The following is a 22,569-nucleotide window of genomic DNA, read 5'->3' on the forward strand; positions in this document are numbered from 1 at the left end:
GTCTATACTTATATCCGTCATACATCATATATACGGCGCGATCCGCGCGGCGTACAGACCATGATGAGGAGGATAACCGGGTGACAGCATCACTGATCTTACCCCCTGAACAATCTGCAAGCTGTGCTTATTTTTTTGATCTCGATGGGACACTGGCTGAGATCAAACCTTATCCTGACCAGGTCGTTGTCCCTCAGACAATCCTGCAGTTATTACATCAGTTGGCGACGCATAATGCGGGTGCGCTGGCATTGATTTCAGGGCGCTCGATGGCTGAGCTTGACGCGCTTACCACTCCCTTTCGTTTTCCGCTCGCCGGAGTGCATGGGGCAGAGCGCCGTGACATCAATGGTCAAACTCATATAGTGCGCCTGGCTGCGGCAATAGAGCGCGAAGCAGGAGAGCTATTAAGTACCGCCTTGGCGACGATGCCGGGTACAACGCTTGAAGCAAAAGGGATGGCGTTCGCACTGCACTATCGCCAGGCCCCAGAACATGAAGCGGCGCTAATTAATCTGGCTGAGCGCATCACGCACAGATGGCCGCAGTTGGCTTTACAGCACGGAAAATGCGTTGTGGAGATAAAACCAAAGGGTACGAACAAAGGCGACGCAATTGCCGCATTTATGCAGGAAGCACCTTTTGCCGGACGGATCCCCGTTTTTTTTGGTGACGATCTGACGGACGAAACAGGATTTGGCGTGGTTAATCGCGCAGGGGGCATTTCCGTGAAGGTGGGGAATGGAGCGACGCAGGCGACATGGCGTCTGGATGGCGTGAGTGATGTCTGGCACTGGCTGGAACAAATTAACTCTTCGCAGCAAGAATCGAAAGCAACGAATAACAGAAGAGGTGACTATGAGTCGTTTAGTCGTAGTATCTAATCGTATCGCCTCACCCGATGACAAAGGGAGCGCAGGTGGGCTTGCCGTCGGTGTGCTTGGCGCGTTGAAGGCTGCTGGTGGCCTGTGGTTTGGCTGGAGTGGCGACACGGGTAATGAGGACAAACCATTAAAAAAAGTCACGCGTGGCAACATTACCTGGGCTTCGTTTAATTTGAGTGAACAGGATTACGAAGAGTATTACTGCCAGTTTTCTAATGCGGTTTTATGGCCTGCATTTCATTATCGCCTCGATTTGGTGCAGTTTCAGCGTCCTGCATGGGAGGGCTATCAGCGGGTGAATGCCTTGCTGGTAGATAAACTGCTGCCGCTGCTCAACGATGACGACATAATCTGGGTTCATGATTACCATCTGTTGCCGTTTGCCAGCGAGCTGCGTAAACGCGGCGTGAATAACCGTATCGGTTTTTTCCTGCATATCCCTTTTCCGACGCCGGAAATCTTTAATGCCTTACCCCCACATCAGACGCTACTTGAGCAGATGTGTGACTTTGATTTACTCGGTTTCCAGACCGAAAACGATCGTCAGGCTTTTCTGGATTGTCTGGCAGCCCAGACTCAGGTAACCACTCAGAGCGAGCAACACCACCGTGCATGGGGAAAAGCGTTTCGTACCCAGGTCTATCCCATCGGTATTGAGCCGGATGAGATCGCCCGTCAGGCTTCCGGCCCTTTGCCGCCGAAGCTGGCGCAACTGAAAGCAGAACTTAAAAATGTGCAGAATATCTTCTCCGTTGAGCGTCTGGATTATTCTAAAGGTTTGCCGGAGCGCTTTCAGGCCTATGAGGCTCTGCTGGAACACTATCCGCAGCACCATGGTAAAATTCGCTACACCCAGATAGCGCCAACTTCGCGTGAAGAGGTGCAGGCCTACCAGGATATTCGGCACCAACTGGAGACTGAAGCGGGGAGGATTAACGGTAAATATGGGCAGTTGGGCTGGACGCCGCTCTATTATCTGAACCAGTACTTTGATCGTAAATTGCTGATGAAAATCTTCCGCTACTCTGATGTAGGGCTGGTGACGCCTCTGCGAGATGGTATGAACCTGGTCGCGAAAGAATTCGTGGCCGCGCAGGATCCTGCCAACCCCGGCGTGCTGGTGTTATCGCAATTTGCCGGGGCCGCGAATGAGCTAACTGCCGCGCTTATTGTTAATCCTTATGACCGCGACGAAGTGGCTGGCGCATTAAACCAGGCTCTGACGATGCCGCTTGCTGAGCGTATCTCCCGCCACGCTGAGATGCTCGAAACTATCATTAAAAACGATATCGATAACTGGCAGGCGAGGTTCATTTGCGATCTGGAAAAAGTTATCCAACGTCAGAGTAAACAGCCATTGCCAGACAACGTTTCTCCCTGCACTAAACTGGCGTAACGCTCAGAAAACGCAGGTCAATCTCCAGCCAGTGGAACCAGCAGAACATCCACGTGGCTGGCACCGATCACGCTTTTTGCTGAGCAGGATGCGCGCGAAAAGAAGCTGTGGTTATGGTTGCCATAAATGACCAGATCGACCGCGTGTTTACGGCATACATCCAGAATATGTTCATTCAGTGCCCCATAGGTAATAAAGGTATGCTCAATGGGGTACTGTGCTTCTTTGCTGAGCTTGTCGATAAAATCCTGAGTCTCCTCTTGCATCACTTCACGCAGGTCCTCCAGCATAGGTGCTGCAAACTGATTATACAGTTCAGGGTCTGAGACCAGGGTTATCAGGCTAATACGAGCGTTGACAGGGCGAGCGATTGAAACCGCCTTGGCTAACAACTGCTGGCTTTCAGGGGTGGCGGCAACGGCCACAAGAATGTGTGTATAGCTCATAACTCGCTCCTTTTTTCAAGAATTATGAGAGGGTTTCTCAGCATTGCTCGGCTTACTCCATACTGCAACGTTTCCTTCCCGGATAGTGTGAATGTCATCATGGTTATTCATTAATTATTCTTATAAATAGAATAATTGCGCCATATAACTTGTAAATACGTTCAGCTTACTTAAGTAAAACTCACCGCTAATGAAAACAATGTGTTAATTAAAAATTAACAAAAGTTAACATTTAATGGGTTATCACTACCCGGTATTAATTAATCACCCTTAATATTTAAGTCATTGTTTATAAAGGATTTAATTGAAATGGTGTTTTACATTAAATATGTGATCAAGCTCGCTATTTCACAAGGTGATATTAACGTTTGTGAACAAAATACTATTCGCTTTTATTGCAAGAATATTCGTATGTCAGGAATTGAAATGGCGAACTTGAGATTAAAAAATAAGCAAAGTAAAAGCTGTGCTGATGGATTTATGTTAAGTGTTTAGCTGGTTTATGTGATCTATGTCACATATTCTTCAAATTCGCAGCATAGCTACGTTGTATGTGTAACGGGCGGCGGGTAGAGTTGCGTCGAATTAGGAAAAATCTTAGACATTTGTAAGAATTGATGTGAGCTTGTAAGGGGCGCGGCTTTCTGAAAAGGGAATGTTTAGACAACGCGTAAGTGCCGTCACGCTGCTATGTATTTGACCTTTTGCTTTTTTTTACCGGGCCTTCCCGGCGACATCACGGGGTGCGGTTTCACCGCATGAAAACAATGTTGGTTATTATGGATGCAAATAATGCATACATCCGAGTTGCTGAAACACATCTATGACATCAATTTGTCATATTTATTGCTTGCACAGCGTTTGATCGTTCAGGACAAAGCATCTGCGATGTTTCGCCTTGGTATCAGCGAAGAAATGGCGGACACGTTGGCAACATTAACACTTCCACAAATGGTCAAACTGGCTGAAACAAACCAACTGGTCTGTCATTTCCGTTTCGACGATCACCAGACCGTTACTCGCCTGACGCAAGACTCCCGCGTTGACGATCTTCAGCAAATTCATACCGGTATCATGCTTTCAACGCGACTGTTAAGCGACATCGATGAAGCAGCGCGCAAGAAAAGGGCTTGATGATGAGCGAAAAAAGCATTGTTCAGGAAGCGCGCGATATCCAGCTAGCAATGGAATTAATCACATTGGGCGCCCGTTTGCAAATGCTGGAAAGCGAAACGCAATTAAGCCGTGGCCGACTTATCAAGCTGTATAAAGAATTACGCGGCAGCCCTCCGCCAAAAGGGATGCTGCCTTTCTCCACCGACTGGTTTATGACGTGGGAACAAAACATTCATGCTTCGATGTTTTGCAACGCATGGCAATTCCTGCTCAAAACTGGTTTGTGCAGCGGCGTGGATGCCGTGATCAAAGCGTATCGTTTATATCTTGAGCAGTGCCCGCAGCCAGAAGAAGGGCCACTGCTGGCGTTAACTCGCGCATGGACGTTGGTGCGTTTTGTCGACAGCGGATTGCTGGAGTTGTCCCGATGCAATTGCTGCGGTGGGAATTTTATTACCCACGCTCACCAACCCGCAGGCAGCTTTGCCTGCAGTTTATGCCAACCGCCATCACGCGCCGTAAAAAGACGTAAACTTTCCCAGAATGCTGCCGATATTATTCCACAACTGCTGGATGAACAGATCGAACAGGCTGTTTAACTGATACGGTGTGGACAAACACTCCAGCAGCGGTAAGCGATTACCGCTGCTTTTTTTTGTCCTGACCTCGAGTTAACAGCCCGACTGCGCATCCTGTCATAGTCAATTGCGAAAGGATGATGTCGTGCTTATCTTATTAGGTTACCTGGTTGTTATTGGTACAGTTTTCGGCGGTTACATGATGACCGGCGGACACCTTGGGGCACTCTATCAACCGGCTGAGCTGGTGATTATCGGTGGCGCGGGTATTGGGGCATTCATCGTCGGCAATAACGGGAAAGCCATTAAGGGGACGATGAAAGCCATCCCGATGCTTTTTCGTCGTTCAAAATACACCAAAGCGATGTATATGGATCTGCTGGCGCTGTTGTATCGCCTGATGGCCAAGTCACGTCAGCAGGGCATGTTCTCGCTTGAACGCGATATCGAAAACCCCAAAGAGAGTGAAATTTTCGCCAGCTATCCGCGCATTCTTGCTGATGCCGTGATGCTTGATTTCATTGTCGATTATCTGCGTCTGATCATCAGCGGCAACATGAACACGTTTGAAATTGAAGCGCTGATGGATGAAGAGATTGAGACTCACGAAAGTGAGGCCGAAGTCCCGGCCAACAGTCTGGCGATGGTGGGGGATTCATTACCGGCGTTCGGGATCGTGGCGGCGGTCATGGGGGTTGTCCATGCGCTGGCTTCTGCCGATCGTCCGGCGGCTGAACTGGGTTCGCTGATTGCACATGCCATGGTAGGGACATTCCTCGGTATTTTACTGGCCTATGGATTTATTTCTCCGCTTGCCAGCGTTCTGCGCCAGAAAAGCGCTGAAACCACCAAAATGATGCAGTGTGTGAAGATAACTCTGCTCTCCAATCTGAATGGTTACGCGCCGCCAATTGCCGTCGAATTTGGTCGTAAGACTCTGTATTCCAGCGAACGTCCATCGTTTATCGAACTGGAAGAGCATGTTCGTGCGGTGAGAAATCCAACTGCGCAGCAGACGACCGAGGACGCATGAAAAATCAGGCCCATCCCATTATCGTTGTAAAGCGACGCAAGCATAAAGGTCACGGTGGTGGGGCGCATGGTTCGTGGAAAATCGCCTACGCCGATTTTATGACCGCGATGATGGCCTTCTTTCTGGTGATGTGGCTCATTTCCATCTCTAGCCCTAAAGAATTGATCCAGATTGCCGAATATTTCCGTACGCCGCTGGCTACTGCGGTAACCGGGGGAAATCGTATTTCGAATAGCCAAAGTCCAATTCCAGGCGGCGGGGATGATTACACCCAGCAGCAGGGAGAGGTGAACAAGCAGCCGAATATCGATGATCTGAGAAAACGCATGGAACAAAGCCGCTTGAGCAAACTTCGCGGCGATCTCGATCAGTTGATTGAATCTGACCCCAAACTGCGTGCGCTGCGCCCGCATTTGAAAATTGATTTAGTTCAGGAAGGGCTGCGGATACAGATTATCGACAGTCAGAATCGCCCGATGTTTAAAACCGGTAGCGCTGAGGTGGAACCGTATATGCGCGATATCCTGCGAGCCATAGCGCCAGTGCTTAACGGCATTCCTAATCGAATCAGCCTTTCCGGCCATACGGATGATTACCCTTACGCCAATGGTGAAAAAGGGTATAGCAACTGGGAGTTGTCCGCCGATCGCGCTAACGCGTCGCGTCGCGAACTGGTTAGCGGCGGTCTGGATGATGGAAAAGTATTACGTGTGGTAGGTATGGCCGCCACGATGCGTCTGAGCGATCGCGGTCCTGAAGACGCTATCAACCGCCGTATTAGCCTGCTGGTTCTCAATAAGCAGGCGGAAGAGGCCATTTTGCATGAAAACGCTGAAAGCCAGAATGAGCCGGTAAGTGTCTTACAACAGCCAGCGGAACTCCCGCCGGCAAGCGTTCCCACATCGCCACCAGCCAATCCGAGGTGATAGCGTGAGCATGGATATAAGCGATTTTTATCAAACATTTTTTGATGAAGCTGACGAACTGTTGGCTGACATGGAGCAACACCTGCTTGATTTGGTTCCTGAAGCCCCGGATTCCGAACAGCTGAATGCAATTTTTCGTGCTGCGCACTCGATAAAAGGCGGGGCGGGCACCTTCGGCTTTACCATTTTGCAGGAAACGACCCATCTGATGGAAAACCTGCTGGATGAAGCGCGGCGTGGCGAGATGCAGCTCAATGCCGACATTATCAACCTGTTTTTGGAAACGAAAGATATTATGCAGGAACAGCTCGACGCCTATAAAAACTCAGAGGAGCCGGATGCCGCCAGCTTTGAGTACATTTGTAATGCGTTACGACAGTTAGCGCTCGAAGCGAAAGGTGAAACCGCACCGGCAGTCGTCAACACCGCAAAACTGAGCGTTGTTGACAGCGCTACAATGCAGGAAGAGGCGGTTGCACAGCCTGAGTCCGCAAGCGAAGAGAGCAAGAAACGCATTATTCTCACGCGCCTGAAAGCCAATGAAGTGGATTTACTGGAGGAGGAGCTGGGGAACCTGGCGACCTTAACCGATGTGGTGAAAGGGAGCGACACGTTGTCAGCAACGCTTGATGGCAACCTCGCAGAAGATGACATCATCGCGGTGCTGTGCTTTGTGATTGAAGCTGATCAGATTGAATTCGAAACCGTCAGCGCAGCGCCCGCAGCCGTTGAAGCTGAAGCTGAAGCTGAAGCTGAAGCAGAAACGGTAGCCGTTGTCGCGAAGCCGCAGCCGGTTGCCGTTGCGCCAGCGGCAAAAGCCGCCGCCAGTGAAGCGCCAAACGGACGCGCGGAACGCGACAAACCCGCCCGCGCCAGCGAGTCGACCAGCATCCGCGTAGCGGTTGAGAAGGTCGATCAGCTCATTAACCTGGTCGGTGAGTTGGTCATCACCCAGTCTATGTTGGCACAACGTTCTAACGAACTGGATCCCGTCAATCATGGCGATCTCATCACCAGTATGGGTCAGTTACAACGTAACGCCCGCGACTTGCAAGAGTCGGTGATGTCGATTCGTATGATGCCCATGGAGTACGTGTTCAGCCGTTTTCCGCGTCTGGTGCGCGACCTGGCCGGTAAGCTGGGTAAACAGGTCGAACTGACACAGGTGGGAAGCTCAACCGAACTCGACAAGAGCCTGATTGAACGCATCATCGATCCGTTGACGCACCTGGTGCGTAACAGCCTCGATCACGGTATTGAACTGCCGGAAAAACGCCTTGAAGCCGGGAAAAGCCCAATCGGTAATCTGACGCTTTCCGCGGAGCACCAGGGCGGGAATATCTGTATTGAAGTCACCGATGATGGCGCCGGTCTGAACCGTGAACGAATCCTCGCCAAAGCTATCTCCCAGGGGATGCCGATCCACGAAAACATGAGCGATGACGAAGTCGGTATGCTGATCTTCGCCCCGGGCTTCTCGACCGCTGAACAGGTGACGGATGTCTCTGGCCGCGGCGTGGGTATGGATGTGGTGAAGCGAAATATCCAGGAGATGGGGGGCCATGTTGAGATTCAGTCCAAACAGGGGCAGGGGACGACTATCCGAATTCTGCTGCCGCTGACGCTGGCGATCCTCGACGGCATGTCCGTGCGCGTGGCCGACGAAGTCTTTATTCTGCCGCTGAATGCCGTTATGGAATCACTGCAACCGCGCGAAGAAGATCTCCATCCGCTGGCCGGAGGAGAGCGCGTGCTGGAAGTGCGTGGCGAATATTTACCGCTGGTTGAGCTGTGGAAAGTCTTTGAGGTTGAAGGCGCAAAAACCGAAGCGACTCAAGGCATTGTGGTGATTTTGCAAAGTGCAGGGCGTCGCTACGCGCTGCTGGTCGATCAGTTAATTGGTCAACACCAGGTGGTCGTCAAAAACCTGGAAAGCAACTACCGCAAAGTGCCAGGTATTTCTGCAGCAACGATCCTCGGCGACGGCAGCGTCGCGCTGATTGTCGATGTCTCTGCATTGCAGGGATTAAACCGCGAACAACGTGTGGCGATCACAGCCGCCTGATTGAGTGAGAAGGGAATAATATGACCGGTATGAGTAATGTAACTAAACTGGCCGGCGAACCGTCAGGTCAGGAATTCCTCGTGTTTACGCTGGGGGATGAAGAGTACGGTATCGATATCCTGAAAGTGCAGGAAATCCGTGGGTACGATCAGGTGACGCGTATTGCTAACACGCCTGCGTTTATCAAAGGTGTCACCAATCTGCGCGGTGTGATTGTGCCGATTGTTGACCTGCGCGTGAAGTTTAGCCAGAGCGATGTGGATTACAACGAAAACACCGTGGTGATTGTGCTGAATCTGGGCCAGCGGGTGGTCGGGATTGTGGTCGATGGCGTCTCGGATGTGCTGTCGCTGACAACGGATCAAATCCGTCCGGCACCGGAATTTGCCGTAACGCTGTCGACGGAATACCTGACGGGACTGGGGGCGCTGGGTGACCGGATGCTGATTCTGGTTAACATTGAGAAGCTGCTCAATAGCGAAGAAATGGCGCTGCTGGATATTGCCGCCAGCCACGTCGCGTAACCGCTATACCATATCCGGCCTACAATCATTGCTGTTGTAGGCCGGATACGCGTAGCGCATCCGGCAGATTTCCCTTTACGCTTCCCGCTCAACCAGCTCCGGTTCTTCTTCCAGTAAACCCTCATCTTGTGCCAGCATCGCCGTTGCAATCCCGTTACCTAATACGTTGATTGCTGAACGTCCCATATCCAGGAAGTGGTCAATACCCATTAGTAACAGAATCCCGGCAACCGGAATATTAAAGCTCGGAATGGTTGCTGCCAGCACCACCAGCGCAGAACGCGGCACGCCGGCAATCCCTTTTGACGCCAGCATCAGCGTCAGCATCAGGACGGTGATTTCTGCAAAGGAGAGGTGAATGTTATAGGCCTGCGCGATAAACATTGAGGCAAATGAACAGTAAACCATCGAGCCGACCAGGTTAAATGAATAACCGATAGGTAATACAAATGACACGATGTTGGGCGAGCAACCAAATTTGGTTAATTGCTCCAGCGTTTTCGGATAGGCGGCTTCCGAGCTGCTGGTAGTAAATGCGACCAGAACCGGATCTTTCAGCATGCTTACCAGACGAAAAACCTCTTTTTTCAGCATGACATAACCGACCGCCAGCAGAACCAGGCAGGTCAGCAAAATAGCCACATAGTAGCCGCCGATGAACGACGCATAGTTAAGCAGGATCCCCAAACCCTGGGTGGAGATAACGGAGGAAATGGCGGCGAAAATGGCCAGCGGCGCAACGTACATCACGTAGCCAGTCACCTTAAGCATAATGTGGGAGACCACATCCAGCGCGGCAACCAGCGGGGCATTGAATTTCTCACCAAGGGATGCGCCACCAATACCGAAGAACATCGAGAACACCACAATTTGCAGGATCTCATTGTTGGCCATCGCCTCGGCTATGCTGGTTGGGATGGTGTGAGTCAGAAAACCTTTCAGGCTCATGCCGCTCACGGCCAGGCCGGTATCAGTGGCTTCCAGCGGGATCGCCAGGTTCAGGCCGCTTCCGGGTTGCTCAAGAGAAACCACAAACAGACCGACCAGAATAGACAGTATGGAAGAGCTAATAAACCAGATCATCGCTTTGCCGCCTACGCGCCCGATGGTGGACGTTTCCCCCAGGCGCATAATACCGACGGTCAGGGTGCTGAATACTAAAGGTGCGATCACCATTTTAATCAGGCGCAAAAAGATGTCGGTGAGAAGCGTAATATTATCGGCCCAGGCGGTCACTACGCCGGGGGCGGCATAAGAGTGGATCACCGCCCCTGACAGGATCCCCGCCAACATGAAGATCACGATAAACAACGTGAGTTTGTTTGCATTTGCCACTAAAAAGCCCTCAGTAAGGATTTAACATTTATTGTTCGGTTACTCATTTTTTATATTTATTAATTGGTAACTAAGTATTCATCATATAAATTGAATTAAAGCGCCAGCTGATACAACTTTTTTTAATTTTTTATCCATTTTGTTGTGGTGCAGAGGATATGTATTTGTGATCCTGGTCACGAAATAATGACTATTTCATCCAATATGACCGCGCCCACAGATAAATTTGAATGTTATTCACATGATAATTGTGACGTTTTTATGTGAATGATTTGTGGTTGCCGTACACCCGTCTTCCCCTCCTTCCGCGAGGCTTCACGTCCCTTCAGGATTTCCTTTTCGCAAACGTAAAGTTATCTCAGCGACTGCCGATAACGTTGATAACTCGTTTTCAGGAAGGTGCCTTATGTTTAACCGTATCCGCGTTGTCACAATGCTGATGATGGTGCTGGGGGTTTTCGCACTGCTACAGCTTGTTTCCGGTGGTCTGTTGTTTTCTTCATTGCAGCAGAATCAGCAAAGTTTTGTTATTTCTAACGATCTTCGACAGCAGCAAAGTGAACTCACCTCAACATGGGATCTGATGCTGCAAACACGTATCAATTTAAGCCGTTCTTCTGCACGCATGATGATGGACGCGTCCAACCAGCAAAGCAGCGCGAAAAACGATCTGCTGAAGAATGCGAAAGCATCGTTGGCGCAGGCCGAAACACATTACGCAAAATTTAAAAACATCACACCGTTACCCGAGATGGCAGAAGCCAGCGGCAACGTTGAGGAGAAATATCAGCAGTACCATGCGGCCTTAACCGAACTGGTTCAGTTTCTGGAGAACGGCAATATGGACGCCTATTTCGCGCAACCGACTCAGGGAATGCAAAACGCGCTCGGTGAGGCGCTGGGCAAGTACGCCAGCGTTAGCGAAAAACTTTACGCTCAGGCATTCGATAAAAGTGCGCGGGATTACCACTTCGCCCAATGGCAGCTTGGCGTGCTGGCCGTAGTGCTGGTGCTGATTCTGGTGGTGGTGTGGTACGGCATCCGCCATACCCTGCTTAATCCTCTGTCTCGCGTCATTGCCCATATTCGGGAAATCGCCAGCGGTAACCTGACCGCGACCCTGGCCGTCAGCGGTCGTAATGAAATCGGCGAGCTGGCCAGTACGGTTGATCATATGCAGCGCTCGCTGACGGAAACCGTCACCCTGGTGCGTGAAGGTTCTGATGCGATTTATTCCGGGACCAGCGAAATTGCCAGCGGGAACACCGACCTTTCATCTCGTACTGAACAGCAGGCCTCTGCGCTGGAAGAGACCGCAGCCAGCATGGAACAGTTGACCGCAACCGTGAAGCAAAATGCGGACAACGCGCGTCAGGCCTCGCAACTGGCGAAAAGCGCCTCCGATACCGCACAGCATGGCGGCAAAGTGGTTGATAGCGTGGTGAACACCATGCACGAAATCGCCGATAGCTCGAAGAAAATCGCCGACATCATCAGCGTTATTGATGGTATTGCTTTTCAGACCAACATTCTCGCACTGAACGCGGCGGTTGAAGCGGCGCGTGCCGGTGAACAAGGCCGTGGCTTTGCTGTGGTTGCGGGCGAAGTGCGTAATCTGGCAAGTCGCAGTGCGCAGGCAGCGAAAGAGATCAAAGCGTTGATTGAGGATTCGGTTTCCCGAGTGGATACCGGGTCCGTATTGGTAGAAAGCGCAGGCGAAACGATGAACGACATCGTAAATGCCGTAACGCGGGTGACCGACATTATGGGCGAGATTGCCTCGGCCTCCGACGAGCAAAGCCGGGGGATTGATCAGGTGGCGCTCGCGGTATCCGAGATGGATCGCGTTACGCAGCAGAACGCCTCGTTGGTACAGGAATCGGCTGCCGCTGCCGCTGCTCTTGAAGAACAGGCCAGCCGCCTGACGCAGTCGGTGTCGACTTTCCGCCTTGCGTCACGTCCGGCGTCGGCTAAGCCACGCGATACACGATTACCTGCAACGGCGGCCGCATCCTATCCGCGCCAGAACAATGAACAAGATACGAATTGGGAAACATTTTGACTGATAGTTAAACCGCGGCCAGTGCCGCCCAATGGGAGCGTTGATGTTTAATCGTATTCGAATTTCGACCACGCTGTTTTTGATTTTAATCCTCTGCGGTGTTTTGCAGATTGGCAGTAATGGCTTGTCCTTCTGGGCATTTCGGGACGGTTTTCAGAACCTGAATCAGGTCGAACGAAGTAATCAGCAACGCGCTGCGCTGGCCCAAACCCGCGCTGTGTTATTACAGGCCAGTACGGCCCTTAATAAGGCAGGGACGCTGACCGCCCTGAGCTATCCGCCAGAGGATATCAACACGCTGATGACCCTCGCACGTGATAGCCTGGCGCAGTCTGAATTGATGTTTAAACGCTTTATGGCGACATCGGATACGACGGCACAAGGAAAGGCGCTGTTTGGCGCAACGGAGAAAAGTTTCAGCCAGTGGCACAGCGCTCTTGCGCATCAGGCCACCTGGCTTGAAAACAATCAGTTGTCAGATTTTCTGACCGCGCCGGTGCAGGCTGCTCAGGATGCTTTTGATGCAAATGTGAATGCGTGGCAGAGCAACATCGATCGCGTGTTGCAAACGGCAGGAGAGCAGAGCCAGCGAAATTACCATATGTCGGGGGTGATTTTCGCCACCATGGTGGTACTGGCGGCACTGCTCACCAGCGGTGCGCTGTACTGGTCGCGCAAGATGATTGTCCAGCCGCTGGCTATCGTGGGCAGTCATTTCGACAGCATTGCCGCGGGTAATCTGGCCCGGCCGGTAGCGGTTTATGGGCGCAATGAGATCTCAGCCATTTTTGCCAGTCTGAAGAAGATGCAGCAGGCACTGCGTGAAACGGTAAGCGAAGTACGCCAGGGCAGCTCAGCCATGCATAGCGGTATTTCAGAAATCGCGATGGGCAATAACGATTTGTCTTCGCGCACTGAACAGCAGGCGGCCGCGCTGGCGCAAACGGCAGCCAGCATGGAACAACTGACCGCAACCGTAGGACAGAATGCGGATAACGCGCGCCAGGCGTCAGGAATTGCCAAAAGTGCGGCAGATACAGCGCATAAAGGCGGCGAACAGACGTCCCGGGTCGCCAGCACCATGCATGAGATTTCCGCGAGCTCGCAGAAAATTGGCGACATCATCGGCGTGATTGACAGCATTGCCTTTCAGACCAACATCCTCGCGCTGAATGCTGCGGTTGAGGCCGCTCGCGCGGGTGAGCAGGGGCGTGGTTTTGCCGTGGTTGCTGGCGAAGTACGCAATCTGGCAAGCCGTAGCGCACAGGCGGCGAAAGAAATTAAGGGGCTCATTGAGGAGTCTGTCACCCGGGTGCATCAGGGCTCGCAGTTGGTTGATATGGCAGCGCGCACCATGACGGAAATTGTCAGCTCGGTTACCCGGGTTAACGACATCATGGGCGAGATTGCCTCTGCGTCTGATGAACAGCGCAAAGGCATCGAGCAGGTGGCGCAGGCCGTCAGCCAGATGGACTCCGTGACGCAGCAAAACGCCGGGCTGGTGGAAGAAGCCGCATCCGCCACCGGACAACTTGCCATGCAGGCCGATAATCTTTCTGCCTGTGTCGCATTTTTTAAGCTTGAAGAGCAAACCGTAGCAAAACAAGAATTGGCGCAGCCGCAGGTTGTGCCCGTTGTATCCTGAATGTGATTGAGAAGGCGCTATGACATCATCTCTGCCCCCTGGGCAAACGTCATTATTGTTACAGATGACACAGCGCCTCGCGCTGTCTGACGCGCATTTTCGTCGGATATGTCAATTAATCTACCAGCGTGCGGGGATCGTACTGGCCGACCATAAGCGGGACATGGTTTATAACCGCCTGGTCCGCCGTCTGCGAACCCTGGGACTGGATGACTTTGGTCGCTATCTCAGCATGCTGGAAGCTAACCAGAACAGTGCTGAGTGGCAGGCTTTTATTAACTCCCTGACTACCAATCTGACCGCGTTTTTTCGCGAAGGGCATCATTTTCCAGTGCTGTCAGATCATGCTCGTCGGCGCAGCGGTGAATACCGTGTCTGGAGCGCGGCGGCGTCAACCGGAGAAGAGCCGTACAGCATTGCGATTACGCTCGCCGATACCTTAGGTATGGCTCCGGGCCGCTGGCGTGTTTTTGCCAGCGACATTGATACCGAAGTGCTGGAAAAAGCCAGAAGCGGCATCTACCGCCTTGATGAGCTAAAGACGCTGTCACCGCAGCAGCTACAGCGTTATTTCATGCGTGGCACCGGACCGCATGAAGGACTGGTACGCGTTCGGCAGGAACTGGCGGGGCATGTTGAATTTTCCAGCGTGAATTTACTGGATAAGCAGTACAACGTGCCAGGCCCCTTCGATGCCATATTTTGCCGTAACGTGATGATCTATTTTGATAAAACGACGCAGCAGGACATTTTGCACCGTTTTGTTCCACTTCTTAAACCAGATGGGCTGCTGTTTGCAGGTCATTCAGAAAACTTTAGCAACCTCGTGCGCGAGTTTAGCTTGCGTGGACAGACGGTGTATGCGCATGCGCCAGGTAAGGATAAAGCATGAGTAAAATCAGGGTTTTATCGGTTGATGATTCTGCACTGATGCGTCAAATCATGACCGAAATTATTAACAGCCACAGTGATATGGAAATGGTGGCGACGGCGCCGGATCCGTTGGTTGCACGGGATTTAATCAAAAAATTCAATCCCGACGTCCTGACGCTGGATGTGGAAATGCCGCGCATGGACGGCCTCGACTTTCTTGAGAAACTGATGCGTCTGCGTCCGATGCCAGTGGTTATGGTCTCTTCGCTGACCGGTAAAGGTTCTGAGGTCACGCTGCGGGCGCTGGAGTTGGGAGCGATTGATTTTGTCACCAAACCACAGTTGGGGATCCGTGAAGGGATGTTGGCCTACAGCGAAATGATCGCTGAGAAGATCCGCACCGCGTCGCGTGCAAAACTGGCGGCCCACAAACCCATGACGGCACAGGTGACCTTGAAAGCGGGGCCGTTACTCAGTTCTGAAAAACTGCTGGCGATTGGCGCCTCAACCGGAGGAACAGAGGCAATTCGCCATGTACTCCAGCCATTGCCGCTTTCAAGTCCCGGTATTCTTATTACCCAGCATATGCCACCAGGATTTACCCGCTCATTCGCCGAGCGTCTGAACAAACTGTGTCAGATCACCGTGAAAGAGGCTGAGGACGGGGAGCGCGTGCTTCCAGGGCATGCGTATATCGCCCCTGGTGACAAGCATATGGAACTGGCGCGCAGCGGGGCGAACTACCAGATCAAAATTCATGATGGTCCACCGGTTAACCGGCATCGGCCTTCAGTGGATGTGCTGTTCCATTCGGTGGCAAAACATGCGGGGCGTAATGCCGTGGGAGTGATCCTGACGGGTATGGGCAACGATGGCGCCGCCGGAATGTTAGCGATGAACCAGGCGGGTGCCTGGACCATTGCGCAAAACGAAGCAAGTTGTGTGGTGTTCGGCATGCCGCGCGAGGCCATCAATATGGGTGGCGTAAGCGAAGTGGTCGATCTTAGCCAGGTAAGCCAGCAAATGCTGGCGAAAATCAGTGCCGGACAGGCAATACGTATTTGAATCAGGAGTTTATTTTTTATGGCGGATAAAGAGCTTAAGTTTTTGGTTGTGGATGACTTTTCCACCATGCGTCGCATCGTGCGTAACCTGCTCAAAGAACTGGGTTTCAACAATGTTGAAGAGGCCGAAGACGGCGTGGACGCGCTGAATAAGCTGCAGGCTGGGGGATTTGGTTTTGTCATTTCCGACTGGAATATGCCGAACATGGATGGCCTGGAACTGCTGAAAACCATTCGTGCTGATGGCGGAATGTCCGCCCTGCCGGTGCTGATGGTTACGGCAGAAGCGAAGAAAGAGAATATCATTGCGGCGGCACAGGCTGGCGCCAGTGGCTATGTCGTGAAACCGTTCACGGCGGCGACGCTAGAAGAGAAACTCAATAAAATCTTTGAGAAACTGGGCATGTGAGGGTGTGATAATGATGATGCAACCACAAATTAAACCTGCTGACGAACATTCAGCCGGGGACATCATCGCGCGCATCGGCAGTTTGACCCGAATGCTGCGCGACAGCCTGCGTGAACTGGGGCTGGATCAGGCTATTGCCGAAGCGGCAGAAGCGATTCCCGATGCCCGCGATCGTCTCGATTACGTTGTGCAGATGACCGCACAGGCGGCAGAGCGCGCGCTGAACAGTGTGGAAGCTTCGCAGCCGCACCAGGACGCGATGGAAAAAGGGGCCAAAGACCTGACCAAACGCTGGGATGAATGGTTCGAAAATCCGATCGAGCTGTCTGACGCCCGTGAACTGGTCACCGATACCCGCCAGTTCCTGGGTGATGTGCCAGGGCATACCAGCTTTACTAACGCTCAACTGCTGGACATCATGATGGCGCAGGATTTCCAGGACCTCACCGGTCAGGTCATCAAGCGCATGATGGATGTTATCCAGGAGATTGAACGTCAGCTGCTGATGGTTCTGCTGGAAAACATTCCAGAGCAGGGCGCTCGTCCAAAACGTGAAAACGAAAGCTTGCTTAACGGCCCGCAGGTTGACACCTCAAAAGCCGGCGTGGTGGCAAGTCAGGATCAGGTTGACGACCTGCTGGATAGCCTCGGGTTCTGATCCGTAGCGTTTTTATTTGCTGGCCCGGCAGGCGCTCGCCGCCGGGCATTCTAACCGATAACGGCTTGCGCGTTATCCGGCCTACAGATACCTATCGTTCTCTTTATTTACTATCCATTTTTTCGGTGACGTTGCCAGAACGGGTTCGCTCGCTGCATACCGAGCGCGGCGCTTTTGTGGATCCCGCAGGGTTATTGGGCCGCCAGTCGGGACAATGTGCCCTGCACTATGATTCGTACCCGGTTGAATGCCAGGATGAAGTGGGTTCATCTGCACGGCGTATATCCTCTTTTTTATGCCATAACTTGGCGGTTATTTACCGAAATGATGCTGAGGTCACAGCAGGTTACGCCTGAGTGACAGTGCGATATATAGACTTGTCATAATAATTGCAGTTAAATGGTTATCAGTGCAAGGCAATATATTATGTCAGTAGGTTATTTATCGATATTCCGAGTGTTTTTACTCGAATAGCGGCGGGGGAGATATGCGAATTTTACGTGAGAATGATTTTTTTCATTCAGAGCAACATGCGTTTTGTCTTTTTTCGATGAATAACCAATTAATGGAAGGTGTGCACGGGCATGATTTTGATGAACTGGTGATTGTCCGTAGCGGTAGCGGGTTTCATATTATTAATGACTTGGTTCGTTTTATCTGCCAGGGTGACTTTTTTTTAGTGACCGCTAACGATACCCATAGTTATGTTTCAACTAATAATCTGTCGGTTATTAATATATTAATTCGTCGCCCGCGCAGTTTTCATTTTTTACAGCACATTGATAATTTGCTCGATTGTATAAAAGAAAAACTTCTACAGCCTACCGCGCTGGCGCTAACTCAGGGAGCGCTGGCGCGTATTGAGGTATTGAGCCAGGAGATAATCTCACGTAACGAGAGTAACTATGACGTGCTCTATTTTTCATTGTGTGAAGTCGCTTTGCTGAACATCATCAACACGCTTTGCCAGTGCGACCGCCAGACCGAGGCGCTTAGCCCTGATGAGCGAGGGCGAGCCAACCTGATCCGTATGCTCAAGACCAGTAGCTTGCGTCATTTGGACTGGAATGTGTTGAGTGATGATAACGGTGTCGCCAGGCGCACGATGTATCGCTTAATTAAGCGAGTGACCGGTTATACTCCGGTTAAATTCCAGATGTTGTATCGTGTATTAAAAGCTCAAGAATTACTGCGCACTACGGATAAAACCATCAGTGAAATTGCGGCACGTTGTGGTTTTATGAATGCGATCAGGTTGACTGAATCGTATCGACGGTATTTTCATTATCCTCCAAGCCATGAACGTGAACTTCATTCACGAGTTTTAATAGCGATTTAATTGTTAGGTTAATAACAATAAAAAATTATTACTACCATCCATCGTGACGGGGGTAGGCCATACGCTTATTTCTCGCCTTACTATCTGTAAATTTAAGGGAATCGTTATGTCAAAAAATAAAACACCTAACCCCTGGTATATTGGGGTGGTGTCTGGAATGGCATCATATATTGATTCGGCGGCTATTGTTTCCAGTGGTACAGCCTTAGTCATTTATCAAAAAACAATGGGTATTACTGCACTACAAATTGGCATTTTATCTGGATTATTAACGCTGAGTATTGCCGCTGGGGCTTTTGGTGGCGGTCGTCTTGGAGACCGTATTGGTCGTCGTAATGTTTTTATTATTACGATGGCGATGATTTTTATCGGCACGCTGGCGCTGGCCTTTGGTTTGAACTTCCCGTTCCTGGTGCTGGGCACACTCTTAGTGGGGCTGGCGACAGGGGCTGATTTACCCGTCTCTCTGGCGACTATCTCCGAAGCGGCGAACGATGAAAACCGCGGCAAGATTATCGGCTTGTCCAATTTACTCTGGCTGGTGGGAATTGGTGCCACGATGGGGATCTCCGCTATCGTCGGCGACTGGGGGCTGATTGGCGCGCAAATCATGTATATGCACGTTGGGCTGGTGGCGGTTGTGCTGATGATCCTGCGTTGGTCTATCCCTGAGTCGCCGCTGTGGTTGGCGGCAAAGGATGAACTGCGTCGTGGCATCGCCACCGTGCGGGCGCAGAAAACCGGCTGGCGCGATCTGCTTGAAGGCAAATACCTGTGGCCGTTTATCTCGCTGTGTATCTTTTATACCTTCACCAATCTGGCGGCCAATACCGGCGGGCAGTTTGGGGCTTATGTAGCGGTAAATGTGGTGGGCATTTCGGTCAGCACGCACTCTCTGTGGGGGCTGTTGATTCTGCCAGTGAGCGTGGCGTCTGGGTTGATGTTTATGCGCGTCGTTGATACCTCAAAACGGGTTCCATTCTTTATTTTTGGCGCGGTGATGATGTCCGGTGGTTATTTCGTGCCGGTATTGTTTAATTTCTCGCCACTCTCCTGGTTCTGCTGCCTGCTGTTTACCAATATCGGCACAGGATTTGCCTTCGAAGGCATCATGAAAGTGTGGGCGCAAGAGTCATTCCCCACCATGCTCCGCGCCACCGCGCAAGGGGTGATTGTCGGTGTCGCCCGTCTGACCTGCGGCTTGTTGGCGTTCGTCACTCCTGTGCTGTTGAGCGCGGGGCCGGTGGTTCTTTATTGCCTGCTGACGGCGATTGTGGCGATAGGCATGGTTATCGGCTGGCTGTGCTTCCACGGCAAGCAACGTAATGAATTTAATGCAGAAACAGAAATGGTGGCGACGCCTGATAACGGACAGGCGTCGCACGATACTTTGCGGGCCAAAGCCTGAATATGAGCCACTGAGGGAAAAATTATGTTGGTAGTAGAAAAGATTACGCTCAACTATGAAACCACGCTGACGGGCTGCGAAACGTTGCCGGTTTTCGGCTGGATAATCACCAGCACCTTGCGCGATGTACAGCAGCGTAGCTGGCGTTTGCAGCTGTCGGCGCAAGAAGATTTTGCCCAATGCCTGTTTGACAGCGGCGAAATGCACGATGACCGCTCCAGTAATATCGAATTGCCCGACGTCGCCTGCCAGCACTCGACGCGCTATTTTGTGCGGGTGCATATTACCGACAACCACGGTGAAGAGAGCGGCTGGAGCCCGGCGGCAACGTTTATTACCGGCCTGCCAGCGCGAGCGTGGCAAGGGGTGTTTATCTCGGCTGAAACGCCGCAGGATAAAGACAACTCAAAAGGCACATTGTTGCGCCATGCGTTCAGTTTGCCCGACGGTGATGACATTGTTTCGGCGGTGGTACATGCCAGCGCGCTGGGGCTGTATCAACTGTGGATCAACGGCGAAAAAGTCGGGCGTGATGAGTTATCGCCCGGCTGGACGAGCTACCACCACCATCTGTTGTATCAAACCAGGGATGTGACCGAGCACCTGCGAGAAGGCGAAAACGTGATTGGCGCGATGGTGGGGGCGGGTTGGTATAAAGGGGATATGAGCTTCAACCGCTATCGCAACTATTACGGCCAGCAGACGGGGTTTATTTGCCATATGGTGGTGACGCTCCGCGATGGTAGCCAGCGGATAATCGCCACGGATGCACACTGGCAGGGCAGCGATGACGCCATTTTGTTTGCTGAAATTTATGATGGCGAAGTGTATGACGCACGTCGGGAGCAGCGTGGCTGGAGCGAGCCTGCGTTTAGCGCCGGGCATTGGCGCGCGGTGACGACGCTTGCGGCAGAGACTTCGGTGCTGCAACCGCAAACGGCCTGCCCGGTACAAGAAATAGAACGGCTTGCGCCGTGCTCAATCATCACGACGCCAAAAGGTGAGACGGTGCTTGATTTTGGCCAGAACCTCAGCGGCTGGGTGGAGTTTCGGGTGCGCGGTGCGGCAGGTGAGCGCGTGGTGCTGCGCCATTTTGAAGTGCTGGATGCCGAAGGCAATGTTTATCTGGCGAACCTGCGCACCGCCAAACAGTGCATTGATTACACCTTACGCGGCGAGGGTGAAGAATGTTTTCACCCGCATTTTACCTTTCAGGGTTTCCGTTATGTGCTGATTGAACGTTGGCCTGGCACGCCGACGCGGGATGACTTTGTCGCGGTCGTGCTGCATTCCGCGATGACGCCGACGGGTCACATTGAAACCTCAAACGCGGATCTCAACCAACTGCATCACAACATCATGTGGGGGCTTAAGGGCAATTTCGTCGATATCCCAACTGACTGCCCGCAGCGCGATGAACGTCTGGGATGGACGGGCGATGCGCAAATTTTCTGCCGCACCGCGAGTTATCTGATGCAGACGCGCACTTTTTTTGCCAAATGGCTGACCGATCTTCAGCACGACCAAACGCCGGAGGGCGGTGTGCCGCACGTCATTCCCGATATCCTCACCGGCAAATGCGACAACGACCGCTTTTTATCCCACGGGCGCACCCATTCCGCCGCCGCCTGGGCCGATGCGGCGGTGATTAACCCGTGGACGCTGTACCTGATGTACGGCGATAAACAGACGCTGGCCCGCCAGTACGACAGCATGAAAGCCTGGGTGGAGTTTATGCATGACAACGCTGTTGAGAACCAGTGGTCGTGGAAACTGCAGTTTGGCGATTGGGTTGCGCTGGATGCCAAAGAGGGCAGCTATTTTGGCGCAACGCCGAATGAACTGACCTGCATGGCCTACTATGCGTTGTCCACGCTGCTGCTGGCGAAATCAGCCAAAGCACTGGGAAATGACGTAGATCACACCCATTATCAGGCGCTGCATACCGCGATTGTCGAAAGCTTCCGCAATGAGTTTTTTACCGCCACCGGGCGGCTGGCGGCACGCACGCAAACGGCGCATATTCTGGCGCTTTACTTCCAGTTAGTGCCGGACGCGCACCGCGAGCGCACCGTGCAAACGCTGCTGGAACTGCTGGCGGAAAATGACGGTCATCTGGTGACGGGGTTTGTCGGCACACCCTATTTCTGTCACGCATTGAGCGAAAACGGGCAGGCCGACGCGGCGTGGCAATTACTGATGAAAGAGGACTTCCCAAGCTGGTTGTATCAGGTAAAGGCCGGGGCGACGACGATTTGGGAACACTGGGATGGCGTGAAACCGGACGGCACAATGTGGAGCCCGGACATGAACTCTTTCAACCATTATGCCTACGGGGCGATCGGTGAATGGCTGTATCGCGTGGCGGCGGGAATAAATACCGAAGAACACGCGCCGGGATTTAAATCTTCGGTACTGCGGCCTATTCCGGGCGGTGGCCTGACATGGCTGAAAGCGCGATACGGCTCGGTATATGGTGATATTGCCGTCCACTGGACGCAGGAACCGGCGCGCGATGGCTTACAGTCCATCACCCTTGAGGTAGATATTCCGCCGAATACTCACTCAATGGTGATCCTTGATGGCGCACAAACGCTGCTCGATACCGATGGCCTCGACTTCGCGCCAGTAGACGGCGGCTATAGCGCGCAGGTGGGATCGGGCCATTATCGCGTTATCTGGCAGCGCTAACCGCGTGGTTGTCACGGCAGCGTTCGCGCTGTCGTGGCAAACGAACGCTCGAATTCCTCTGTTTTCGTTTCGCTATTCGACGCATTGGCAATGGTTGCGGTCGCGATAATACTCGTG

19 protein-coding genes are annotated in these 22,569 nt (G+C 52.2%); 17 read left to right on the top strand and 2 right to left on the bottom strand.

What is annotated here, in order from left to right:
- The first annotated feature begins 80 nt into the window (after positions 1-80).
- A complete protein-coding gene (gene otsB, locus HV352_RS09550; RefSeq protein ID WP_181635377.1) occupies positions 81-884 on the top strand; it encodes a trehalose-phosphatase in 804 nt (267 codons plus the stop codon).
- Positions 859-2,280, top strand: a complete 1,422-nt coding sequence (gene otsA / locus HV352_RS09555; RefSeq protein ID WP_016156814.1) for an alpha,alpha-trehalose-phosphate synthase — start codon at positions 859-861, stop codon at positions 2,278-2,280. Before otsB ends, otsA begins: the two co-directional genes overlap by 26 nt.
- Before the next feature lie 17 nt (positions 2,281-2,297).
- Here the strand turns inward: otsA and uspC are convergent, their stop codons facing one another.
- The gene (gene uspC / locus HV352_RS09560; protein ID WP_016153445.1) at positions 2,298-2,726 is read right to left on the bottom strand and encodes a universal stress protein UspC; all 429 of its coding nucleotides are present in this window, start codon (positions 2,724-2,726) and stop codon (positions 2,298-2,300) included.
- 792 nt (positions 2,727-3,518) lie between these two features.
- On the opposite strand from uspC, the gene flhD reads away from it, so the two are divergent.
- From flhD to cheW, 6 genes are all read left to right on the top strand, one after another.
- The gene (gene flhD / locus HV352_RS09565) at positions 3,519-3,860 is read left to right on the top strand and encodes a flagellar transcriptional regulator FlhD (RefSeq protein ID WP_016153444.1); all 342 of its coding nucleotides are present in this window, start codon (positions 3,519-3,521) and stop codon (positions 3,858-3,860) included.
- Positions 3,857-4,441: a flagellar transcriptional regulator FlhC gene (gene flhC, locus HV352_RS09570; protein WP_085951062.1), complete on the top strand. Its 585-nt coding sequence runs from the start codon at positions 3,857-3,859 to the stop codon at positions 4,439-4,441. Before flhD ends, flhC begins: the two co-directional genes overlap by 4 nt.
- A gap of 124 nt (positions 4,442-4,565) precedes the next feature.
- Positions 4,566-5,453 (top strand): flagellar motor stator protein MotA, encoded by an 888-nt coding sequence (motA, locus tag HV352_RS09575; protein WP_016153442.1) that lies wholly within the window; start codon positions 4,566-4,568, stop codon positions 5,451-5,453.
- On the top strand, positions 5,450-6,379 hold the full coding sequence (gene motB, locus HV352_RS09580; protein ID WP_016153441.1) for a flagellar motor protein MotB: 930 nt from the start codon (positions 5,450-5,452) through the stop codon (positions 6,377-6,379). Before motA ends, motB begins: the two co-directional genes overlap by 4 nt.
- A gap of 4 nt (positions 6,380-6,383) precedes the next feature.
- Complete coding sequence (gene cheA / locus HV352_RS09585; RefSeq protein WP_181635378.1) at positions 6,384-8,444, top strand: chemotaxis protein CheA; 2,061 nt, start codon at positions 6,384-6,386, stop codon at positions 8,442-8,444.
- A gap of 20 nt (positions 8,445-8,464) precedes the next feature.
- Positions 8,465-8,968 carry a chemotaxis protein CheW gene (cheW, locus tag HV352_RS09590; protein WP_003034638.1) on the top strand — a complete coding sequence of 168 codons (504 nt, stop codon included), beginning with the start codon at positions 8,465-8,467 and terminating at the stop codon, positions 8,966-8,968.
- A gap of 75 nt (positions 8,969-9,043) precedes the next feature.
- On the opposite strand, the gene HV352_RS09595 is transcribed toward cheW, so the two are convergent.
- Positions 9,044-10,303 (bottom strand): dicarboxylate/amino acid:cation symporter, encoded by a 1,260-nt coding sequence (locus HV352_RS09595; RefSeq protein WP_016153439.1) that lies wholly within the window; start codon positions 10,301-10,303, stop codon positions 9,044-9,046.
- A 406-nt stretch (positions 10,304-10,709) separates the two neighbouring features.
- On the opposite strand from HV352_RS09595, the gene tar reads away from it, so the two are divergent.
- The 9 genes from tar (at position 10,710) to HV352_RS09640 (ending at position 22,452) form a co-directional block, all read left to right on the top strand.
- Complete coding sequence (gene tar / locus HV352_RS09600) at positions 10,710-12,365, top strand: methyl-accepting chemotaxis protein II (protein ID WP_046275660.1); 1,656 nt, start codon at positions 10,710-10,712, stop codon at positions 12,363-12,365.
- Positions 12,366-12,408: 43 nt separating this feature from the next.
- A complete protein-coding gene (gene tap, locus HV352_RS09605; RefSeq protein WP_095715403.1) occupies positions 12,409-14,010 on the top strand; it encodes a methyl-accepting chemotaxis protein IV in 1,602 nt (533 codons plus the stop codon).
- Positions 14,011-14,029: 19 nt separating this feature from the next.
- Positions 14,030-14,902, top strand: a complete 873-nt coding sequence (cheR, locus tag HV352_RS09610) for a protein-glutamate O-methyltransferase CheR (protein WP_016153436.1) — start codon at positions 14,030-14,032, stop codon at positions 14,900-14,902.
- On the top strand, positions 14,899-15,948 hold the full coding sequence (locus tag HV352_RS09615; RefSeq protein WP_016153435.1) for a chemotaxis response regulator protein-glutamate methylesterase: 1,050 nt from the start codon (positions 14,899-14,901) through the stop codon (positions 15,946-15,948). Before cheR ends, HV352_RS09615 begins: the two co-directional genes overlap by 4 nt.
- 18 nt (positions 15,949-15,966) lie before the next feature.
- Entirely contained in the window at positions 15,967-16,356 is a 390-nt protein-coding gene (gene cheY / locus HV352_RS09620; RefSeq protein WP_016153434.1) for a chemotaxis response regulator CheY, read from the top strand.
- A 13-nt stretch (positions 16,357-16,369) separates the two neighbouring features.
- Complete coding sequence (gene cheZ / locus HV352_RS09625; protein ID WP_029139578.1) at positions 16,370-17,014, top strand: protein phosphatase CheZ; 645 nt, start codon at positions 16,370-16,372, stop codon at positions 17,012-17,014.
- 487 nt (positions 17,015-17,501) lie between these two features.
- The gene (locus HV352_RS09630; RefSeq protein ID WP_016153432.1) at positions 17,502-18,353 is read left to right on the top strand and encodes a helix-turn-helix domain-containing protein; all 852 of its coding nucleotides are present in this window, start codon (positions 17,502-17,504) and stop codon (positions 18,351-18,353) included.
- A 106-nt stretch (positions 18,354-18,459) separates the two neighbouring features.
- Positions 18,460-19,761: an MFS transporter gene (locus tag HV352_RS09635; protein WP_016156809.1), complete on the top strand. Its 1,302-nt coding sequence runs from the start codon at positions 18,460-18,462 to the stop codon at positions 19,759-19,761.
- Between the two features lie 24 nt (positions 19,762-19,785).
- Complete coding sequence (locus HV352_RS09640; protein ID WP_181635379.1) at positions 19,786-22,452, top strand: alpha-L-rhamnosidase; 2,667 nt, start codon at positions 19,786-19,788, stop codon at positions 22,450-22,452.
- Positions 22,453-22,569 lie beyond the last annotated feature (117 nt).

Source organism: Citrobacter sp. RHBSTW-01044 (genome assembly GCF_013781945.1).
GTDB classification, from domain to species: Bacteria; Pseudomonadota; Gammaproteobacteria; order Enterobacterales; family Enterobacteriaceae; genus Citrobacter; species Citrobacter braakii.